General features: G+C 47.8%; 14 protein-coding genes. 10 read left to right on the top strand and 4 right to left on the bottom strand.

The annotated features are described in order from the left end of the window. From F4X88_09395 to F4X88_09385, 3 genes are all read left to right on the top strand, one after another. Nucleotides 1-206: transposase (locus F4X88_09395; GenBank protein MYA56496.1), on the top strand; the 206-nt coding region annotated here is incomplete at its 5' end. 47 nt (nt 207-253) lie between these two features. Further along, entirely contained in the window at nt 254-1,117 is an 864-nt protein-coding gene (locus F4X88_09390) for a sugar phosphate isomerase/epimerase (GenBank protein ID MYA56495.1), read from the top strand. 62 nt (nt 1,118-1,179) lie between these two features. Continuing rightward, the gene (locus tag F4X88_09385) at nt 1,180-3,888 is read left to right on the top strand and encodes a PIG-L family deacetylase (protein ID MYA56494.1); all 2,709 of its coding nucleotides are present in this window, start codon (nt 1,180-1,182) and stop codon (nt 3,886-3,888) included. A gap of 26 nt (nt 3,889-3,914) precedes the next feature. Here F4X88_09385 and F4X88_09380 read toward each other — a convergent pair whose 3' ends face one another. The 4 genes from F4X88_09380 to F4X88_09365 form a co-directional block, all read right to left on the bottom strand. After that, nucleotides 3,915-5,015: a Gfo/Idh/MocA family oxidoreductase gene (locus tag F4X88_09380; GenBank protein ID MYA56493.1), complete on the bottom strand. Its 1,101-nt coding sequence runs from the start codon at nt 5,013-5,015 to the stop codon at nt 3,915-3,917. A gap of 245 nt (nt 5,016-5,260) precedes the next feature. After that, nucleotides 5,261-7,861 (bottom strand): restriction endonuclease subunit R, encoded by a 2,601-nt coding sequence (locus tag F4X88_09375; GenBank protein MYA56492.1) that lies wholly within the window; start codon nt 7,859-7,861, stop codon nt 5,261-5,263. Between the two features lie 12 nt (nt 7,862-7,873). Then, nucleotides 7,874-9,559, bottom strand: a complete 1,686-nt coding sequence (locus F4X88_09370; protein MYA56491.1) for a site-specific DNA-methyltransferase — start codon at nt 9,557-9,559, stop codon at nt 7,874-7,876. A gap of 318 nt (nt 9,560-9,877) precedes the next feature. After that, on the bottom strand, nt 9,878-11,215 hold the full coding sequence (locus F4X88_09365; GenBank protein ID MYA56490.1) for a hypothetical protein: 1,338 nt from the start codon (nt 11,213-11,215) through the stop codon (nt 9,878-9,880). Nucleotides 11,216-11,500: 285 nt separating this feature from the next. Between F4X88_09365 and F4X88_09360 the strand changes: the two genes are divergently transcribed. From F4X88_09360 to F4X88_09330, 7 genes are all read left to right on the top strand, one after another. Further along, nucleotides 11,501-11,980, top strand: a complete 480-nt coding sequence (locus F4X88_09360; protein ID MYA56489.1) for a tetratricopeptide repeat protein — start codon at nt 11,501-11,503, stop codon at nt 11,978-11,980. Further along, nucleotides 11,922-12,638 carry a hypothetical protein gene (locus tag F4X88_09355; protein ID MYA56488.1) on the top strand — a complete coding sequence of 239 codons (717 nt, stop codon included), beginning with the start codon at nt 11,922-11,924 and terminating at the stop codon, nt 12,636-12,638. The genes F4X88_09360 and F4X88_09355 overlap by 59 nt, the downstream gene beginning before the upstream one ends. 124 nt (nt 12,639-12,762) lie before the next feature. After that, nucleotides 12,763-15,858: a BamA/TamA family outer membrane protein gene (locus tag F4X88_09350; GenBank protein ID MYA56487.1), complete on the top strand. Its 3,096-nt coding sequence runs from the start codon at nt 12,763-12,765 to the stop codon at nt 15,856-15,858. Nucleotides 15,859-16,091: 233 nt separating this feature from the next. Continuing rightward, complete coding sequence (locus F4X88_09345; GenBank protein MYA56486.1) at nt 16,092-19,259, top strand: UPF0182 family protein; 3,168 nt, start codon at nt 16,092-16,094, stop codon at nt 19,257-19,259. A gap of 573 nt (nt 19,260-19,832) precedes the next feature. Then, nucleotides 19,833-20,900 carry a prephenate dehydratase gene (gene pheA / locus F4X88_09340; protein MYA56485.1) on the top strand — a complete coding sequence of 356 codons (1,068 nt, stop codon included), beginning with the start codon at nt 19,833-19,835 and terminating at the stop codon, nt 20,898-20,900. A 70-nt stretch (nt 20,901-20,970) separates the two neighbouring features. Then, entirely contained in the window at nt 20,971-22,152 is a 1,182-nt protein-coding gene (gene queG, locus F4X88_09335; GenBank protein ID MYA56484.1) for a tRNA epoxyqueuosine(34) reductase QueG, read from the top strand. A 42-nt stretch (nt 22,153-22,194) separates the two neighbouring features. Next, the gene (locus F4X88_09330; protein MYA56483.1) at nt 22,195-22,812 is read left to right on the top strand and encodes a hypothetical protein; all 618 of its coding nucleotides are present in this window, start codon (nt 22,195-22,197) and stop codon (nt 22,810-22,812) included. The last annotated feature ends 145 nt before the right edge of the window (nt 22,813-22,957 follow it).

The following is a 22,957-nucleotide window of genomic DNA, read 5'->3' as shown; positions in this document are numbered from 1 at the left end:
AAGCCCAAGCATTGGGTATCCCGATTGTGCAGGCGGATCGCTTTTTCGCAAGTTCAAAGATTTGTAGCAGTTGCGGACACAAGAAAGACAACTTAACCCTATCAGATAGACAGTATGATTGTAGTCGCTGTGGAACGTTTCTTGATAGAGATGTCAACGCAGCACTCAATTTAAGAACGCTCGCCGCGGGGCACGCGGAGAGTTAAAACGCTTGTGGAGTTTGTGTAATTCCTCCACTTGCGGGAGGTTACAAATGCAGAAGCAAGAATCCCATGACTTTAGACGTGGGAGTGTCAAACTCGGTGTATCCACTTACTCTTATTGGCATTTTAAACCTGAACGGGTACCGATTGAACACGTCATTGAGGAAGCCGCACGGCTTGAACTCGATGGCATTGAAATTTTACATCAACAGATGGCATCGGAAGCGAATCCGTATCTGCAGAAACTGAAAAGGCTCGCCTTCATTCACGGACTCGATCTATACGCACTCTCCATCCATCAAGGCTTCGTTTCCCCGGACGAGGCAACTCGACAAAAAAATATAAATCACACGATTCACTGCATCCGATTAGCACACGAACTCGGTATCCCCGCAATTCGCCTCAACTCAGGACGTTGGGGCACTGTTCCCTCTTTCGATGAATTGATGAAAACCGAAGGACAAGAACCGACACTCCCCGGACATACAGAAGACGAGGCGTTTGCGTGGGTCATCGCCGCTATCGAAAAATGCCTCCCGGATGCCGAGAAATACGGGGTTGTTCTTGGACTCGAAAACCATTGGGGACTCACCTGTACACCTGAAGGGGTCAATCGCATCGTTGCTGCCATCGACTCAGACTGGCTGAAGGTGACAATGGATTGCGGAAATTTCCTGTCAGATCCGTATCAAAAACTGGAACAAATTGCAGATGAGGCAGTGCTTGTCCATGCCAAAACCTATTACGGTGGCGGGGAATGGTATACATTGGATTTAGATTATGCTAAAATAGGCAATATTCTAAAAGAAGTTGGATTTCGGGGATACGTATCCATTGAATTTGAAGGAAAAGCCGATGCACACATCGGTGTCCCACAGAGCGTGGAAATGCTCCGCGCGAATTTCTGTAAATAGCAGCGCATGATCTTTCCATACAGTGAATAATATACGCTCGTCTTCCCTTGGAGAATCTTCTCATGCACAGAAAAATCGTAGGTCCAATTTTAGTTTTCGCATTGTTCGGAATAGTAGGAGGGAATATGACAATGGCAGACACGGGAGAAATGGCGGGAGCAACAAACGCTTCAGAAACCTGGCGCGCCTTGCAACGTCTACAGACAACTGCTACCGTTCTACACACCGTCGCGCATCCTGATGACGAAAACGGCGCGTTGTTAACGTGGCTCAGCCGCGCACGCGGTGTCAGAACAGGGTTATACTCAACCACGCGGGGTGAGGGCGGTGCAAACCTTATCGGACCCGAATTGTTTGACGCGCTGGGTATCGTCCGAACCGAGGAGCATCTCGCCGCTGTGCGCTACTACGGTATCGACCTCTTTTTCAGCAGTGCTGTCGATTTTGGGTATTCCAAGCGACTGGACGAGACCCTGGAAAAATGGGACTATCAGATGCTGTTGGAGGATATGGTGCGCCTCATCCGTCTCTATCGTCCCGATGTTATCATCTCTCGGTTTCAAGGCAATCGCCAAGATGGACACGGACACCATCAGGTATCCGGGGTCGTGACGCTGGAGGCGTTCCGTGCCGCAGGCGATGCGAATCGATTCCCGGAACACCTTTCTGAAGGGCTACACCCGTGGCAACCGAAGAAACTCTATATCTCGCGTTCCAGATGGCGCCGCAGTAACACTGAAACGCCCGATACACCTATGCTAAAAATCGATACAGGTGAATATAATGCCTTGTTAGGACTCTCATACTCCCAAATTGCGCGTCAGGGACTGAGCTTCCAACGGTCACAAGGTATGGGACAGACCCGCGCCTCCAAGGGATCTGCCGTTACGGAATTACGCTTAGTGGATACGACCCTAACCCCCGAAAAAGAAAAACCCGAAGAGAGTCTCTTTGACGGGATTGACACGACCCTTAAGGGCATGGCGAAGGTGGCAAACACATCTGCCTTGGACGCAGAATTCACACAACTTCAAGAAAGCATTGATGCCGCAGTTCGTGATTATGATGCCCGCCAGCCTTGGACAGTCGTTCCGCATCTCGCAAACGGGTTAAAAACAGCTCGCGGCTTAATCGGAAATCTCCAGCGCGTAGACCTTGATGACGCTATACGCGCACATCTGCTTTTTCTCCTCCAGAATAAAGAACAGGAATTGATGGATGCTGTGAACACTGCACTCGGCTGTTCGTTGGAGGTACTCGTCCAGCCCGAAGGCGCGCAAGAAGGATTTTTCCGTTCTCCTGAAACCTTCGCTGTCGCAATTCCGGGACAAAAATTTTCAATTGGGATGCGAATGGTGAATCCCAGTCCCGTTGCTACAGAACTCGTCAATGCTTGGCTCGACACTCCTGAAAGTTGGAATGTGCATCGTGCCGAGAAGGACTCGGATCGGGCAGAAATAGTCCCTATTCGGACGAACGGTCCCATCTCTATCGCGTTTGAGGTGCAAGTGCCACAGAACGTGGATTACACGCAACCGTATTGGACCCGAGTGTCCGAATACCACGATGCTGTCTATACACTGAAACATCCTGAATTTCGCTTCCTCCCTTTCGCATCACCTGAAGTCAATGGCGTTGTAACCTATCGCGTAGATGGAGTGGACGTTACACTGACGCAGCCAGCACAAACCGTTTCAATTAATAGACCGTGGGGGGAAAGACGACGTTTGCTAACGGTCGCCCCTGCTATCAGTGTATCTGTTTCACCGCATATCGGTGTGATTCCGATCTCCGAACCCGATGTGGCAAGTGGAGAAACAACATTTACCGCAACAGTGGAGATGCTAAATAATGTAAAGGGTGTGGCAGAAGGCACACTTTCCCTCAAATTGCCAGAGGGATGGCGATCATCACCTGAGAACGCACCTTTCGCGTTTACGCACGAAGGGGCGAGCAAAATGTTTGCTTTTCAGGTATCTGCCAAGGATGTTGAAGTTGATGGAAAGTACACGATCCAGGCAATCGCGGCATACAATGGCGAGGAATATACCACCGGCTATCAGACAATCGACCATCCAGACCTTGAACCGCGGCACCTGTATCGCCCTGCTGTCATGACCCTTCACAGTATCCCACTCAAAGTCCCATCGAATGTGAGTGTTGGGTATATCATGGGGGTAGGCGACAGAGTGCCCGAAGCACTGCAGCAGATCGGTATTGACGTGGAGATGCTCGACAGAGAAGAACTCCGCACCGGCGATCTGAATCAATTTGACACGATCCTCATTGGCATCCGGGCGTATGCCGTTCGGCAGGATCTCATCGCCTATAACAGCAGGCTCCTCGATTACGTGCACGGCGGCGGTAACCTTATCGTTCAATATCAAACCCCGGAATTTGATGCCGCGCCTTTTGGGCCCTATCCGTATACGATGGGCAGACGACCCGAGGAAGTCTCCGAAGAGGACGCCCACGTAACGATTTTAATGCCCGACCATCCGATCTTCCAGCATCCCAATCCAATTGCGGAGACCGATTTCGAGGGATGGGTTGAGGAGCGTGGTTCTAAATTCCTCACCGAATGGGACGCAAACTATCAGGCACTCCTCACCTGCAACGACCGTGAGCAAGAGCCACAACACGGCGGGTTCCTCACAGCGAAATACGGACAAGGCACTTACACTTATGCCGCTTACGCCTTCTATAGGCAACTCCCAGCAGGTGTAGGAGGCGCGTACCGCCTTTTCATCAACATGCTCACCCTTCGGTAGGAGGGAACTCCGATTCCCGATTCATATTAAGCATCTTCCCACGGTGCTACATCGTCGACAGGCGGCGGTGCCGGGAAACGGCTCTCGACATCGATAGGTCTCCTCGCGTCAGACGATTCGATGATCCGCTCGCATACCTCTAAGGCGTGTCGTGCTTGTGCGCCGTTACAGCGCGGATTTCGGTCAGATCGGATTGCGTCCGCGAAATCCGCAACGCCTTTGCCCCAATCTAATCCGGTAAACGCTTTCGGTGGCGAGACTTCAGCTTGCCATCGATCTTGGGGCGTGAACTTTTGGATACCGCGTCCATCGTCGTGTGCCTGAAGGGAGAATCCACCTGCCGTGCCGTGGATTTCGTAGGGTGGGATCCCAGAAGAGACAGTGAAACTGTGATAGATGAGTCCGTGTGCGCCGTTCTCGAACTCAAGCACAGCGAATCCGTGATCCTTCTCATTTACTTCAAATTCGGTGCCTTTCCGTGGACCTTGGTGCAACATCCGTTTCGGAACAGCGACGCGTGCGAAGCCGTGCACGGTTTTGACCGGCGCGATCATCGTTGTCATCGCAGTAAGCGGATAAGGCGCGACATCTCGGAAGGGACCCGCATGCATGATAAAAGCGTCTGCGTTCGGATGCCAGTGTTCCAAGGGACCCCCGAAGTTCCCGATCGCAGAGATCACATCACCGATTTCACCCTCACGAATCCGTTGCCAGACGTTCTGTTGGACGTAACCGAGAATCGCCGATGGGGCACACGCCAGTTTTAATCCCATCGCTTCCGCTGTTTCTACGAGTTCGTTCGCCTCGTCGGTTCGGATGGAAATCGGTTTCTCGGAGTAAACGTGTTTTCCCGCTTTCAGTGCTGCCAATGAAACTGGATAGTGGGAGATGTGAATTGTCAAATTCACAATCGCTTCTACATTTGGATCGTTCAGCACTTCCTCAAGTGATTTGTAAACGTGTCCGCCGTTGCGTTCTGCCAATGCTGCGGCGCGTCTCTCGTCTTCGTCATAATAGCCAACGAGTTCAATACGGTGTGGGTACGCTTGGCATCGTGGCTGGTAGCCTCCCGCCGCTATCATACCGCATCCAACGATCACTGTCCGAAGTGGAGTCGTATTAGACATTCAATATTCTCCTTATTGCGCATTTTATCACAATATCCAAGATATAAGGTTTAACAGATTCAGGTTTATAAAACAATCCTTTATCGATCCTCACAATTGGACAAATACGGCGACCTACGTTATAAAGTTATACCACTTCTAAAAGTTTATATTGCATTAGCAGCCCCTGAGTGCACAGACTAACAGTCTATGCTACAAGCATGCACGAACTGAAGTTTATGCTACAATTTCAATCAGAAATGGTATTAGTTATCCGCCTCCGTCAAGTTATGCTCCCCCAGACGCGCAGTGATTTCTGGAAACTCCTGCTCGCTGAATACGAGTTGAAAGATACCTGCCCGTGTTGTTCCTTCGCGGACCATCATCGTGCCGCCGTTGTTGAATGTATCTTCAAGAGTTTTCAAGACCTTTTTCTTATATTCAGTATCGAGGTTGCCTCCAAGGTGTTCTCCTTTTGTCTCGAAAATCAATACGCGCGTTACACCTGCAATTTCGCGGGTCATCGCAACAAAATCTGGGTAAATACGTCCCTGTTTCCAACCTTGCACGTAATACTCTCCGCGTTGACGCACAGCGATTCGATGCCACCATTGTAGGGCGCGACGTTCATCAAGATAATACGCAAATTTCTTTTCAAACTCGCTATCAAAATGTTGTTCAAATATGGGTTCAAAGAGGCTGAGTTGAACAGGACTACCATACCTTGTGAGTGGTCTATCATTCGCTCTAACCTCTATTTCATACTGATATCGGAGTTTGTAATTAGGTTCCTCTGTCTCTAAGTCAAAACGGATTTCACCATGATCCAACTTTCTACGAAATACCCACTCCGCCTGCTGTTCGATTTCATGCTTTACATGCTCCCGCAACGCATGCACGAGATAAGAACGTCTATCGTAAATATCTTCTTCAGTTTTGCCGCTTTGTCTGAGACTTTCGCGCATCTGCGATGCAATGCAAGCGGCTCGCCACGGATTCGGCAAAAGGTCTGACAGACGCCGCGCAAAATCGGAGATGTCAACTGTTTTGTCAACATAGGGTTCTTGATCAGGGTGGTAAACAGGCGGTGCCTCGCCAACGTCAACGGTTGCAGATTGCCATATCATACTATCGGATGCAGAAGCATTTGGGGTGGGAGCTTGAATCGCTGACCACTTTATGTGTGGTAGAATATGTGATTGATAATTGAGTTGAATCCACGCGTCTCCATCCCTATGGAGGACCACCGGCAAATAGATCGCCTGATCTTGAAATTGCGCTCGGCGCTTCACGATTTGTGTGCGAAAATCCTCGATTTCCTGTATGCCTGCAGCACCAACGACCTCATCTCCTAAACCGGTGAGACCTTCGGATTCTAACCCGTTTTTGACCTGCTCGACGGCGATGCCCACGTCGGTGTTGTTGCAATAGACATAACACTGATCTAATGCTTTTTGTCCTGTAAGTTGTGCATGCGGTTGCCGCATCACACGTCCTACAAGTTGTGTGATTGCTTTTTGTGCTTGTGTATTGTCTAACATTACTAACAAGTAAGCGAACGGACAATCCCACCCTTCCATGAGTGCGGATTTTGTGATGATCCAGCGAACCTGCGACATTTCAGAAAGCAAGTCCTCGTTTTGGAGTTCATCGTTTTCGGAGGATTTGACGCGAATTGCTTCCGGTGACACACCTAAACGCGTGAGATATTCGCGCACATCCTCAGCATGGATACGCTCGCCATCTCTCTGATCCTTGCCTGTCCGCTCGACGCGAACGACAGCGATCGGTCGGATATATCGGTTAGTGGTGTTTTCAAGGGCTTCTGCCGCATCATTGAGTCGCTGGAGTTCATCCACTGCTTGCTGTAAAGTGTATTGCCAATCGTCTCTCCAAGAAGTCGTTTCTGCGTTTTTCCTGGAATTGGATTTCACTTGGACAGGCAACTTAATCATCTCTTCTTTTTTTAAGGCGGTTCCGTCAATATCAACGAGTAAATTGCTGATGCCGCGGTTAGGGGTCGCGGAAAGCTCTATTATCATTCGAGGATCAAGGCGGTTGATGGAGCGGGCAAATTCTTCGTTTGCTTTCTGTCTGCTCGCGCCGTATGCTTTATGTGCTTCGTCTAAAACAATAACAGGACGGAGCATTTTAAACACGTTAAACAGACTCTGCTTGACGACTCCACCTTCCCTTTCGCTTTTACACTCCAGATCGGGATATTCATTTCGCATACGAGCGTCGCCGAAGATGTCGTCACTGTCAGGGAAAAAACTCGGATACTTCCCGGTATCTTTGAACATCCGGAGAAACTCCCTACCTTTCTGTCGATTCGCCGCGGGTAACATAAGGAGCATAACACATAGGTAATTAGCAATATCGTCCCTATTGAAAGGGTCATCCTTTTCAAGCATTTTGACGCTACCGGCACTTGCCCGCTCCAACATTTTACGATACGGGTGTTCCTTGTTCCATAAGGCTGTTTTCGTTTGTGCGTAGATCGCCTTAGTCGGCACAATCCATAGTGTTAGCCCGCGCTGCCGATGGAGACGTTCCAAAGCGGCCGCTGCGAGCAAGGTTTTCCCGCCACCCGTTGGCACTTTAAAACAGACGTGTGGGATGGGACGTTTTGCGTCATCGGTGCGCGTAACGTATTCGCCAGCAGTTGGGGCAACGCTGTCGTTCTGTTTCAAATTCTGCCATGCATTTTGGGGATAATTTTGCAACTCGGCGGGAATGCTATCAACCCCTGCTTGTTTCAATGCCTCTATAGCGGTTTTCGAGGTGTTCTGCGTCTCCTCAAGTGCCTCTAGCCAATGGCTAAAAGCGTCCAGTGCGTTCTGTTGATATACTTTTAATTCCATCATAATTCCACCTCTTTACCTTTCATGCAGGACATAAGGGAGTTGACAAAATGTGATTCCCATTTTTGTGAGTTCACGCTGCCCGATGTAATTGCCTGCTGCATAGACGATCGCTTTTTTACCATTCTGACGACTGGTGTCTCGGATGCGTTCGGCGTGCTCCTGCTTTAGTAATGCCTCGTCGCTGCTCAAGTAATCAAGATCGGATTGGTAGTGCAGGTAGTAATCGTTTTTGTCATCGGAGTAAAAAAGCCCGTCGTCGTTTTTCTTCTCCAATTTCTCATCTCCTATAGAAACACCGGCAGCAGCAAACAACAAGTGGGCAGCGAGGACTGAATACGAGGGCAGAGATTCTCCTGTGAGCATCGCTTCTATTTCAATAGGTTTGCCCAGAGTGCAGTAAGTGAAAGAACCTCCGAGACCTTCCTTCAACGTTGTATCTTTAGCGTTCTCAACGCCGTTTATGACGCGTCGAACGCGCTCAGCAGTGATGGTGTCTGCATACTCTTCGCATTCGACGAGGATAAATTTTCTATTACCTCTATCCTCTTTGTTGAGTGCTAAAACTGCGTGAGCGGTCGTTCCACTACCAGCGAAAGAGTCAAGGATGATCCCATCGCTCTTACAAGCAATCCTCACTAAACTTGCTATCAGTTCTGTTGATTTAGGATATTCAAAAGGTGCAGCGGAAAATAATTTTGTTAGCATCTCTTTACCAACCTCATGATTGACTTCTGTGCCAGTCAACATTGACTTAGGCAGGGTCAGCAAACTTTCGTCTTTCAAGTAATCCTTACGGTAAATCCTCCATTTACCGCCACGGACTTTTTGGCCTACAATTAGTCCGGGATTTTTGTTGATTTTATCTTTGCCCCATGTCCAGCACCCTTCTACACCGTCGTCAGTTGTCGGTAAAACTTCAATAGGGAAATTTAGGTTGGGAATAAGAGATGTATCTCCGGTCTTTGGATTTACATAGATCGGAAAGAATAGGTTCGGGCGAGTTTCTCGATTGAAAAACTGGACTCCAGTATTCCGTAAACGTAAGAGACGATAGGATCCGCCTTTGTCTTGTTTATTATATTCTGAAAGAGATTTTTCTGTTTTCGGGATTTTATAAACTTTTACCGTTTTTATATCCTTGGCATACATCAGAACATATTCATGAGTTTGTGCTACATGTCGCTGCAAAGAACGACCACGTGGATTTGTCTGGACCACTATTTGTGCGATGGAGTTCTCTAACCCAAAAATTTCATCCATTAGCATCCGTAAACGATGTTGTTCATTATCATCAATAGAAACGAAGATGACCCCATCGGGCGCAAGCAATGCTTTGAGTAGATGCAACCGGGGCCACATCATGCAAAGCCATTTGTCATGCCGCTCCATATCTTCGTTGTCAACGGGACTGTGTTCCTTGAACCATTCCTGCATAGGTGGATTATTTACGTCGTCTCTGTAGATCCAATCCTTATTACCGGTGTTGTAGGGTGGGTCTATGTAGATGCACTTGACGCGGTTCGCGTAGCGAGGGAGCAACGCTTTAAGCGCATTCAGATTATCGCCGTGAATGATGAGGTTATCTTCTTCGCCGGATGGGTTGCAGGATCGGCTTTCGTCAGGTTCAAGGGGATGGTACGGGACAGAGAGATGGTGGGCGTAGATGTGGTGTTTTCCTTTGAAATTGAGTGTTGGCATACCAAAAATTCTCCTCTTTAAAGTGACTTCACAAATTGCTCGTCACAGAATTAGGGACTGAAAATATTCCAAAACCCTGTCCCATTTATCATAGTCAGCAACGCCTTCCCGCAATTTTTCGATTTGCTCAGGGGATCGGTTGTTTTTCACGGTTACTGGTAAGGTGCTTACACACCCATGAGCTCGATTTCCCGTTCCCTTTGAAAACGGAAGCAGTGATCCGTGGGATGCTTTCGTCCCATTCCTTTACCACGGTGGAAGGGGCAGAAACGGTGGGAAGTTCGCTTCGTGATATGGATATGTCCATGATTAATCCAATTAATTTTCAGGTTTTGTCGATGATGAACCGGAGAGAAAGGTTCTAACTACTGGTTGGATCGGATTGGCGTTGTCAGTTCCCTTTGTTTTCGTTGGTAAATAACCACTCTGATTTGCATCAAAAATTGCATTCGTCGCGGCCAATAATACTGCATCCCGCGTTTCTTGGTTCTCCCCTGCTGATTCAACAAAGTCATCGAAGGTGTCCAAAGCGTTCTGTCGATGCTGGTTGACAACCTCTAAATGTTTATGAGCGGTATAATTCTTAATGGAACGATTGAGCACAAGGTAAATTAAGGTAAGTAAGAATCCTTTCGTAAAAACATTTTGCAAAACCCCTATCCACTCAGTTCCATCAAGTTTTAAGACCGAAAACAACCAATAGAAAATAGCACCGAACGCAACAACCAGTCCACTTGTTGCCCAAAGCCAATTCCGTGATGCCTTATGATGTTCTTCAGCTTGTTTGGCAAAGATTGCCTTATGTTTTGAAACTGTCTCCTTCGCGAGTTCATCCTGCATTTTGCTTTTCAGTTCAGCAAATTCGTTTTCCCTCACGGCTTCATTCTGCTTTGCTTCTTCGCGGTGCTTTTGCAATTCATCCGTCGTCTCCTTAAGGTTTTCCACAGCTTCAGTAACAGTTGTATTCACCTTGGCTTCAAATTGTTCCGATTTCTTTGATTGTAAATAAACTGCAACTTGCCCCAGGTATTTCTTAACTTCATTGGAGAATAGAAAAATCTCCTGTAAAATATCCATATAGCTCTGTCTATCAGTATCTTGCTCAATAGTATTAATTTTCGTTTCTATTATATACCACTGCTCTAAGCATTTCCTAATTTGTTGAACATCGTTTTCTGATAAACCAATAAGCCATTCGCGTGGAGATGTAAGAATCTCTTGCAATAGTTTGTAAGCCTCCAACAGAGGCGCGTGCGCAATTTCAACGTCAAGTTGTTGTGGGGACAAATCAGTGCGTTTTAGATACTCCAGATCAGATTCCGCTAGGCTGCACAATTTTAGCCAGTCAATAAAACCTTCATGGGTTCCATAAGTTTGTTCATTGGGATTATTTGTCAGATTTCTTGGCTGCCAACGTGCTTCTAACACTTCTACTTCCTGGTCATTTGTTCTGTCAATATAATAGATCTTCTTGTCTTTAAAATTTGCAAGCACCCAACTTCCAACTGCACTCTGGTTTTTCCGAATCAACAGGCTCTCTGAAAGTTGATACTGCCTCATTCCAAATTCACTGCGGAGTTTAAGTAAATTGGGCTCTATCACAAGTTGATCAAACGATGCTAACTCCAAAGTAAAAAGTCGTCTGGATTGTACCATAAAAACTCCATTTTGCAACATTCGCGCTTAGATCACTTTTACTATCTATTTCAGATCTCCCAGCCCCAGTCCTATATCCACCTACCATGGTGGAAGGGTGGCAGAAACAGAATGGGTTCCGATTCATGGTAGTGCTCCTCAAACAGGTTCAGATAGTATATCACATCAGTAGACAGTATGCAACTGGAAAATTGTCAGATGCTCATTTTTCCCTTGACGCAAAAGGCGGATACGGTGTAATATATACGATGGTGGTTTGCAAACCAAATATCGCAAAATCTTAGGATGGTAACCGTGTTAAGATACAGTCAACTCGCGTCTATCGCTATTCTTCTCTGCTTGATGCTATCCGGATGTGCTATAATATCGCGAGATGTTACGCGAACCGAAGCTTACAATCGATTCGCAATCAAGGCAGCGCAAGCGCAGCTCTGGAATGAAGCCGTCTTCCGGTGGAAGCAGGTGATTAGTATCGATCCAGGGGATTCTAAAGCACATAATAACCTCGGTGTCGCTTACGAGGCACTCGGAAATATGGAAGAGGCGATTGCGGCGTATGAGCGCGCAGCCGAATTAGAACCCAATAATAAATACTACAGACTCAACTATCGGCGGTGCCGGATACACCTCCGGCGAAGTGGAGGGGACGATAAAGATGCACCCCAGTTAGAAGAACCGCCCCACCTACTGGACGAGGATACACAGGATGCAGATAGCGAAAGGGATAGGGATCCTATTAGGTATGTTGACGATTTTCGGATGTAGCAGTGCTGTGACGCGCGTCTCTATTCCGGTCAAGGTCCAATCTGAAATCGACATCACCCGCTACTCCAACTTTGCCGTTTTACCGTTTGTCAGCGAGAAACAGGTGGAACGGAACGAAAAACTGCCGCCAGAGGTTGGTGAGGAGATCGCTTCAATACTCCGAAGAGGTTTAGCACGCCAAAAACATTTCGAGGTCGTCAGCTCACAAGAAACGGCGAGAATGCTCACTGGGGAAACCGTTGAAGAAGATTGGCTGACGGATATGAAACACTTGCGTCAGCTCGGTGAGTACTTTGAGGTAAAAGCGGTTATCATCGGGAGTTTCCGATTTTATTCCGATAGTCGTCCAAGGCGTTATTATGGAGAACGCTACTCCGTGAGACGCCAACGTTACGTCTTGGATTATCAGGATTACATGCAGAAAACCTATCTACTCTCACTCCGTGTAATGATTGTTGATGTTGAAACCGGACAGGTCGTCTGGGATGAGTCCTACCGGAGGAGCACCGCTGAGGCACATACCATCGGATCGTTCATTTTCTCACAGGTTGGACCGCAAGCGAATACGATTCGGGAACTCGGTAAACGTGCCGTATCAGAATTTACGCGCCAAATCTCTCCACATTATGAGAGCGAAGATAGATATTTAGTCAATTAGTCGTCAGTTATCGGTTATCAGCTACAAGCGGAAACCTTTATTAAACGAAAACCTCTTAACTGAAAACTGAAAGCGAACGTAGTGAGCGTACTGACAACTGATAACTATAAAAAAGGTGAATAGTGTGAAGGACGATAAAAACAGAACTGCATCGGTAGAAGTGGAAGGCAGGAAAAAAGGATGGGTAGGCAGGCATGCCCTGTTGATACTCGTTGTTCTGAGCTTGTTATCACCTTGCGTTGCGTGGTCGCAAAGTTTTGGGAAAAACAAAATTACCGGACAACGTTTCGATTGGCACATTCACCGGACAGAGCATTTCGACATCCACTATTATCCAAGTGAAGCGAAACTCGTGCCTATTATGGCGGCTATTGCCGAAGAAGCTTACGAAAAGCACAGCGAAGATTTTGAACATGAGCTGCAAGGCAGGACCCCCCTCATCCTTTACAAATCCCATAAAGACTTTCAGGAAACCAACATAATTCTCCAGGAACTGCACGAAGGGATTGGCGGTTTCGCTGAGCTATTTAAACACCGTATCGTTATACCGTTCACCGGATCCTTGGAAGCGTTTCGAGAGGTAATTTTTCACGAGCTCATTCATATTTTTCAATACGATATTATCTACCAGAAACCACATGCCCGTATCTATAGCGGCGAGTTCCTGTATTCCCCGCCAATTTGGTTTATGGAGGGAATGGCGGACTATTTTGCAGAAGACAATGATGCGATTGGAGAGATGGTCGTCCGAGATGCCAGCATGAATAACAATATCGTGCCACTACCGCAACTTCACAATTTCAACCGACTCAGTTCACCTTACATTGGATATAAGTTAGGGCAATTAGCGGTGGCGTATCTCACAGAAACGTATGGACGAGAGAAAATCGCTGAGATTTTGCAGGGGTTACGCCAAAGTCGCACAAAGGACATCAACCGTGTTTTCCAAGAGGTACTCGGCGTAGAACTCGAGGAATTTGATAAAGCGTGGCGGCAGACAGTCCGCAAACGCTACTGGCCCCTCATTGAGGATCGGGAATTGCCCGATCTGGTCGCAAAGAACCTTACCGAGGAATCTCGATACTCCCATAACATTAAACCTGTCTGGTCGCCAAGCGGCGATATTATCGCTTACGTCACAGGAAACGAAGGGTTTCTGGAAATCGTCCTGATGTCCGCAAAGACAGGTAAGCGCATCGAACGCGTCACCAAGCGGTTTTTCCGTGAGAAATACGAGGAAATCCGAACCGATTTCGGTGGATTTGGGAGAAGTCTCGCCTGGGCACCTGATGGCGACAGGATCGCATTCATCGCCAAACATCACGATGCAAATTACCTCCTTGAAGTCAATATTTTGACTGAGGAACTGACCCAATACTTCGAGTTAGATTTCGATAACGTCATTTCACCCGACTACGATGGCAGCGGTGAACGGATAATCTTTTCTGCCCTAAAAGAGGGGCAGTCGGATCTCTATATAATCGAATTGTTGACGGGTGAAGTGGACAGACTTACCTTCGACCCATTTAACGATACACATCCATCGTGGCATCCAATAACTGGCGAAATCGTCTACACTTCCGAACGAGGCGCGAAAAATAGACTGGTGCTGATAAACCGCAATCAAGGGACAGAACGCCTGCTGACCGATGGCACCTATAACGCCATCAGCCCAAGTTGGACACCCGATGGAAAATCAATCCTTTTCTGTTCAGATCGGCAGGGCATTTACGATATACACAAACTTGAAATGAGTCATCCGTCATCGGTTAACAGTGATCAGTTAAAAGAGGGTTCGGTTAAATCAGAAGATCCCTCAACTGATAACGCTCACAGCGAGGCAAACATGGAAACCGATAACGATTCCGCTGATAGCCATTCCGTCGTCTCTGCTGAAGACGATAGTGTAGAACCTGTGGGTTCTCGACCTGTGGAACTTGAGTTGACGCGCCTTACCAATATGATGACAGGTTGTTTCAATCCAAGTTTGGCTCCCGATGGTAAACATCTGCTGTTTAGTGCCTACCAGAATGGAAAATACGATGTCTGTATCATGGAGATTACCAAAGCGATTGCGGAAAAAATCGAGGTTTCGAGCGTGGCAGAACCCTCCGCAATTTTAACGGAAGAAGAACCAGAAAATTATAGGATTGCCAGACGAAAATATAGCACAAGCTCCTCTTTTGCTTTAGATGCGATCTTCCCGGATTTCAGTTTCGGGGCGGATGGCATCCTGAGAAGTACGGTCCAGGTCGTTGGCAGCGACATGTTAGGGAACCATCGTATCGGGCTTAGCGTCATGAACCAATCCAGCTACCTGACACCGGATTTTATCGCACAATACGGTTTTTTGACACACCGAACGGATGTTGGGGCAATGATTTATAACTACCATGAATACCATATCTTGGGGGGTATACAGAGAAGACGCGGCATTCTGCAGCGGATTACTGGACTCGGCGCATACCTCAATTATCCGTTTGACAGATACCATCGACTTGACTTTGCGTTCTCAATGTACTCGAAGCCGTTCTCTTTCAACTTCCAAACGCGCGAACCTTTGGATCCATTTGACGATAGAGGCTTGCTCACGATGGGGTCCGTTGCATTTGTTGGAGATACAACGATGTGGCGGGAGTGGGCACCGTATACAGGTTCGCGGTATCGTATTGAACTTGAGCAATCCTTCCCCGCACTCGGTAGTGAATTGTCACTCACAAATGTTATTTTTGATGCCCGACGCTATTTCGGGTTCAGCAGACGTTCTACCTTTGCAGCACGGTTACTGCTCGGTGGTAGTTTCGGGGGTGATAGATCCTATTTTTATCTCGGTGGGATTGATACACTACGCGGCTATAATTATGAGGAGTTAGTCGGAACACGCATCGGACTCCTTAACTTCGAGGTCCGTATTCCGTTCATAGATGTGCTTCATTTCGGATGGCCCGTCCAATGGACGATTGGCGGGATACGCGGAATTGCCTTCGCAGATTTGGGAGGGGCTTGGTCGGATTGGCAATATGGACCGGAGAATCCCTTCCAGATATTTGTTCGCGATAAAAATCGTATTCACCTTAAGGACGTTAAAGCCTCAATCGGGGCTGGACTGCGTTTGCAACTCGGTGTATTTTCAGTAGACTTCGCAGCAGCATGGCATACGGATCTGACGAGCGTTGAACCCGGTATGAAGTACCATCTCGGACTCGGGCAAGCTTTTTAAGCTGTTTAACGCTGGTTGCTTTCCTCCGTTGTCGGAAACCTGAATTGTAGCCTGCAACAATACACAAAAACACGCAGGCGGATATTTTAAACTATGGGCACCTGGGCTCCGCTACATTTACGCACAGGTTCTTGCTCGATCTCAGCAGCCCGTAATATAATGGAGGGCGGATCTACGGAGAGGCTCGTTGGTTATTCAACCTACCTCATCGAACCGCAAGGAATAATTAAAAAATGGATTCACGAACCAAACGCTTTATTATCACTGTCGCTATTCTCGCTGTCGTTGGCGGATTAGGTGCCATCTGGGTTAACCTTTATCCCGACTTCCTATGGTTTGAGGTAGTGAACTATTTCAGCGTTTACACTAAAATTCTCACAACAAAAATCTGGATCGGTGCAATTGTTGGCGTTTGCTATTTAGCGATCCTGCTAACCAACATTGCCTTAATCTATCGGTTCACACCCGCACATCTCAGTCCGGCTTTTATGGGCGGTGCGGATTTCATGGGGGGCGGCGCAGAAAATCCCGGTGATACGCGAAAAATGATTTACGGGGCACTCACACTGCTTGCCGTCCTTTTTAGTATCATGATGGGCTACGCAGCCAGCGACCGGTGGGAAATCTATCTACGCTATGCCAATGCTGAGAGTCTCACTTTCCCTGCCGCTACGCCTATTGTTGTAGAAGAAAGTCTCAATTCTGCCGAAATTCCTGTCTCGCAACTCGAACTCCAAGCGAAAAATATAAGGGTCGGAGATCAGATAAGCTTACAGGTAAACGGGACAAATCAGGACGCACGGGTTGAAGCTATTTTGAATGATGCTATCCGTTTGAATACGCCTGTTCAAATTGAACCCGGACAGAAAGCATTCTTGACATCTCCCGCGCGCGATCCTATCTTTGATAAGGATGTCGCCTATTACGTTTTCAGAATGCCGGCGGAACGCTATGTGTGCGGAACGCTTTTCGGTATCTTTATGTTGGTGACGATATTTGCGATCGTCATCTACTTTTTTCACGGGCTAATCACGGGAGATACCAGTCAGTTTCGGTTCCGTCCACCTTTCAATGTGAAAGCACATTTGTTCACGCTTGTGGGGTTGACACTCCTCTTCCGAGCATGGAACTACCGGTTTGCTATGTTTGACCTCCTCTACACGACAAACGATGTCGTCCGAGGGGGTGGTGGATACGCCGCAATGAAGGCGCGACTTCCTATTTTATATTTCTTGATTGGACTGACAATCCTGTGTGCCATCATTTTCATCATTAGTATCTTCTTAAAACGCAACACCCTCGCTTTTGGTGGATTCGCCGTGTTTCTGATTGCCGGATTCCTTGGACAGGTCTATCCGGTCGCTATACAGAGATGGCAGGTTGAACCCAGAAAACAGGTGTTAGAGGCGGACTATATCAACTACAACATCAAAGCAACGCTACAGGCGTATGGTTTGGCTGAGAATACTGTGACGGAAGAAGAATACCCGTTGACAGAGCAACTCAGTTATGATGATATAAGAAGTCCCGAAAACGCTTCTGTTTTCAATAGCATTCGTCTCTGGGATTGGCGACCCTTGCGCAGAACTTTCCGACAACTCCAAGAATTGCGGACACAGTATGATTTTAACGATGTCGATATCGATCGCTATGTCGTCGATGGTGAGATTCGGCAGGTAATGCTCTCTGGACGGGAACTCAATATCAACGAACTCCCAATCGAAATTAGAAATGACTGGTATAAGCAGACCTATACCTACACGCACGGCTACGGTGCCGTTGTGAGTCCCGTCAACGAAATTGATAATGGCAAACCTAACATGTACATTCAGGGATTGCCACCAATTGACTATGACGAGCAGTGGCAACATCGGTTCACCGAAACACCGGGACCCCGTATCTATTATGGTGAACGCACGGATCGCTATGTCATCGTTCATCCGGAACGCAGTCAAGGACTTGAGTTTGACTATCCGCAGGAAGGTCAACAATACGCCGAATACGCCTATCAAGGAAAGGGCGGGGTCCAACTGAACTCTTTCTGGCGTAAAATGGTATACATGCTTAAGTTCGATAACGAAATTAACTTCGTGCTACCCGGTGAAATTTCACCGACAAGTCGGATCCTCTACGAACGAAACATCAAAAACCGGATCCAAAAAATCGCACCCTTCTTACGATACGACGGAGACCCTTACATTATTATCCATAACGGTAGATTGGTTTGGATGATTGATGCCTATACGATCACGCACCGGTACCCTTATTCCGTTTCCATGCGAGAATTCGTCAGCGAGAGAAGGCGGCAAATTGCTGATACACAGCAAAACGCTGAACCGTGGGGGAACTACATCCGAAACTCTGTTAAAGTCGTCGTTGATGCTTACGATGGCACTGTCGATTTTTACGTTATGGAGCGGGAGCAGGATCCAATCGCAGAATGTTATCGACGGATTTTCCCGAACCTTTTCAAGTCGTTTGAGGAGATGCCGGAGGAGCTAAAGGCGCATATCCGATACCCGACCTCCATGTTCCTTATCCAAGCCCGCGTTTATCAGGATTACCACATGAAAGATCCCGTAACCTTCTACGCAGGTGAAGATAAATGGGAGATCGGCAGGGAGCTTTATGACAATACAGATGCCCAAACGCGACAGGCTTCCGCGCCTCCGCAACCGAGGAGTCCTTTCGCACCGCAGCAGGTCCCCCAAAGTTCCGGGGCAAATGGGCAACCCGTTGAACCCTATTATGTCGTTATCAGACTGCCGGGGCAGGAGCAATCGGAATTCATGTTAATGTTGCCGTTCACACCGCTCAACAAACCGAATCTTACTGCATGGCTCGCTGCCCGATGTGATTTGCCCCAATATGGGCAGCTCCTTGTTTACCGGTTCCCGAAAGGGAAACAGATCGCTGGACCGATGCAGGTGGAGAATTTTATTAGCCAAGAACCAGAAATTTCACAGCAGATTAGCCTCTGGAATACGCAGGGGTCCCGCGTCTTACGTGGAAATCTGTTGATTCTGCCGATGAATAACTCTCTGCTTTATGTTGAGCCTATCTATATACAATCCGAAGATGAAAAAACCGCTATTCCTGAATTACGGCGCGTCGTCATCGGATACGGGAACGAAGTCGTATGGGGTGAAACTCTTGAGGAGGCACTCGTCAAGATGTTCGGACAGGGAACAGGGTTCCAAACCACCGCTGCAACAGAAACAACTGACGACATTGACGTGGGAACCGATATTAGCACAGACCAGACCTCATTGCCAGGACTCATTGAACAGGCGAACCGTTATTTCAATGCAGGCCAGGATGCACTACGTGCTGGTAATTGGACAGAATATGGACGGTATCAGCGGCTTTTGGAGGAAACTTTACGTCAACTGGCTGAATAGTTATTGGCGATAACTAAAAGGGTTGCGTAGCAACCCCGGGGAATGCCATACGGCATTCATACCGTTGATTTACTGAAAACTATTAAAGGAGGTGAAACAGATGGCTCTCGATTGGAAACCACGGCACCGAGACATGATTATTGGAGATATACCATGGTTAGCCAGAATCAGTGATAAAGCCAATGCAAAACTGCAGGGGATCCTCGGTGAGTATATCTACCCGTGACCGCAGGATAAGATGTTCCTGGAGGAACACGAGATAAGTGCTGAGGCCTTTACTGAAATGGTGAAAAATAACCCCTCAGACGAGGAAATGATTGCAGCTATGAAGAAATTGGATAGCTAACTGAATAACGGTCAGTCGTCAGTTTTCGGTTAGAAGTTACCTCTCGTGACTGATAACTGATAACTGATGATTGATAAATTTTGTTCATATAGCCCGTCATGTAATGGAGGGCGGGTTTTGTAATATCTGTGAGAAGGCACAAGCCCGCAACATCGGCGCGGGCGCCTCGAACACGGAAACCGTTATTGCACAGATCGCGATATCTATCCATAAGGAAAATTTAAAAATTGGATTTAACAAAGTACCGAGACCAGATTAACGAGATTGACGACCAAATTTTAGGATTGCTACAGAAGCGCGCTGAGATTTCCAAGCGGGTCGGTGCCGTGAAGGCTGAAACAGGCATTGCGGAGGTCTATGTTCCGCATCGGCAGAAGCAGATTATTGAACGTTTGAAGAAACGGAATCAGGGGAAGTTCCCTGAAGCCGCACTTGAAACGATCTGGACCGAGATTTTATCTGCGTCCCGTTCCTTGCAAGATCTGGAGAGAGTGGCGTTCCTCGGACCGGTTGGCAGTTTCGGGCACTTGGCGGCTCTCTCTCATTTCGGTACATCAACTGAGTTTATCCCTGTTCACCCACAGGTTGAAATTTTTACTGAGGTTGAAGCGGGGAGGGCGGACTACGGGGTGGTGGCTATTGAAAATTCAGCGCACGGCACTGTTCGTGATGTTTTAGAACGCTTTCAACGGACACCGTTGTGGATTTGTGCAGAGACATTCCAACCGATAAAACAGCACCTTTTATCAAGGTCACCGCTCGCGGAAGTTCGGTGTATCTATTCACATCCACAACCTTTCGCACAATGTAAGACATGGTTAAGGCAGCATCTCAGTGGTGCTGAGCAGATCGAGGTTGTGAGTACATCGGAGGCAGCACAGCGCGCCGCGCAAGAGCCGTCAGCAGCTGCCATTGCAAGTGAACTCGCAAGTGAACTTTATGAGGTTCCAATCATCGCAAACTCGATTATGGATGAACCTGATAACACAACCCGCTTCTTTGTCATCGGAAAGCATATTCCAGATCCGAGCGGACATGATCGGACTGCCCTGTTTTTCGCAATTCCGGACAAGGTTGGCGCACTACACCAAGCCTTGGGTATTTTAGAACAGGCACAATTGAATCTGAGTTATTTAGAATCTTTGCCGTCCCGAGCCAAACCCTGGGAATATATCTTCTTTACTGAGATGGAAGGGCATATTGCTGAAGAACGCGTCATCATCGCGATTGAGCAACTTGAGGAATTGTGTCGGAACGTCAATGTTCTCGGATCCTATCCACGCGGAACTTTTTAATTTATTCTGCTTGACTAACCCAAACCTGTAGCCCGTAAGCGTAGCGGAGGGCGGATATACGGAGAGGTGCTTGAAAATCCAAACTCACCTCACCGATCCGCAAGGAAAAATTAAAAATCCGCAAGGAAAAATTAAAAAGCAAATTCATGCGCGCGCCAACGAACTTGGATTTGAACTCGTCGGAATTACACCCGCAGCGCACAGTGAAACGATCACACGGTATCAGCAGTGGATAGAAAGCGGGTACGCCGGGGAGATGCGTTATCTTGAAAAGCATCTCCCGCTTAAGACAGATGTCCGGCGATTGTTGGCAGAGGCGAAATCTGTTATTAGTCTCGCCATGAATTATTATACACTTGATCCATCAGAGGCACTGACACAAGATCCCGGACGGGGCCAGATCTCCCGCTACGCGTGGGGTGATGATTATCACGAACTTATTCGTGAACGCCTTTTAAAACTTGTTACTTTTATTAAACAGACGGCTGAAACTGAATTACGAACCCGCGTATGTGTTGATACCGCGCCTATTATTGAAAGGGAGTACGCACAGAAAGCAGGCATCGGATGGATCGGTAAAAATACGAACTTGATTCATTGGCGTTCCGGTTCTTGGTATTTTCTGGCGGAGGTCCTCATTGATGTTGCCTTCGAATACAACCTGCCGGATCTGCGTGGAAGTTGTGGCACTTGTACGCGTTGTATTGAAGCGTGCCCAACGGACGCAATTGTTGAACCGAATCTGCTCGATGCTCGGCTCTGTATCTCTTATCTGACAATCGAGTTGAAGGGGAGTATACCGAAGGCACTGCGCCCCAAGGTCGGGAATTTAATTTTTGGCTGCGACATCTGCCAAGAAGTCTGTCCCTGGAACAGTAAGGCGGTGCCGACAACCGAACGGGCATTTCAGCCGCGCGATGGAAACCTCGCTCCCGAGTTACTCTCGCTTGTTGGTATGACGCAACAGGAATTTAGTCAACGATTCAAAGGGAGTCCAATCAAACGTGCGAAACGTCGAGGGTTCTTGCGAAATGTCCTTGTTGCCATCGGTAATTGGGGCGCACGGCGTGCTGTTCCGGCACTGGAAGGCGCATTAGCGGATCACGAACCTTTAATCCGCGGTCATGCTGCTTGGGCGTTGGGAAAAATCGGAGGCAAAACCGCCAAGCGGGTATTGCAAACGCGACTCACTGTTGAAACCGATCAAGGGGTTATCACTGAAATTCAGGACGCACTCACCGAAGCAGTTTAGGGAGTCTTCGGTTGACAACTATAAAAGGGAGAGATGACAAAAATGCGTGAGACAACTGGACATCAAATCCCAGCCCCCGGGGCTGGCACAAATGGACTCGCATGGCAAGGAACATCGCTCTGGAGTGTTGAAGGGGTTGGACCTATCCACAAGATCCACTCTGAAACCGGCGAAGTTGAACTAACGCTTACGCCTCCCTACCCCGGCAGTTCTGGCATAGAATGGGACGGTGAGCATCTCTGGTATAATAGTATATGGCAACAAACTTTCTACAAACTCACAATTCCTGAACTGGAAGTCGTTACAACATTTTCATCGCCTGGGGAAGGACCACACGGATTGGCTTATGATGGCGAGCATCTCTGGAGTGTTGACATGAACACGAGCCGGTTCATCAAACAGTGCCCTGAGACTGGCGAAATCCTTGCTGAATTTCAGACACCAGGGGGTCGCGCACACGGATTGGCGTGGGATGGTGAGGCACTTTGGAACGCCGATACGAACGACCATATTGTTTACCGAATCCACCCCGAATCCGGTGAGGTGCTTAATAAAATCGCATGTCCAAGCGAACCACATGGACTTACTTGGGATGGCACGGCTTTATGGTACGGTGATGATAAAGCAAAGACAATCTGTAGCCTCAGTATATCGGCGTAACATTGGGCGTTCACGGATAGGAGTGTTCGACAAATGAGGTGGTGAGTTCAATTTTGGGGGTAAAACCCAGATTTTTACGATTTTCCCAGAATTATGCACCCTTTTGGGCTATAAATTGTGTCACTAAAATTAAGGACAAGGAAGG

It is taken from the genome of Candidatus Poribacteria bacterium, from assembly GCA_009839745.1.
In the GTDB taxonomy this organism is placed as follows: domain Bacteria; phylum Poribacteria; class WGA-4E; order WGA-4E; family WGA-3G; genus WGA-3G.
The sequence above is the reverse complement of the archived record's forward strand: the minus strand, read 5'-3'. Positions and strand labels throughout refer to the sequence as shown.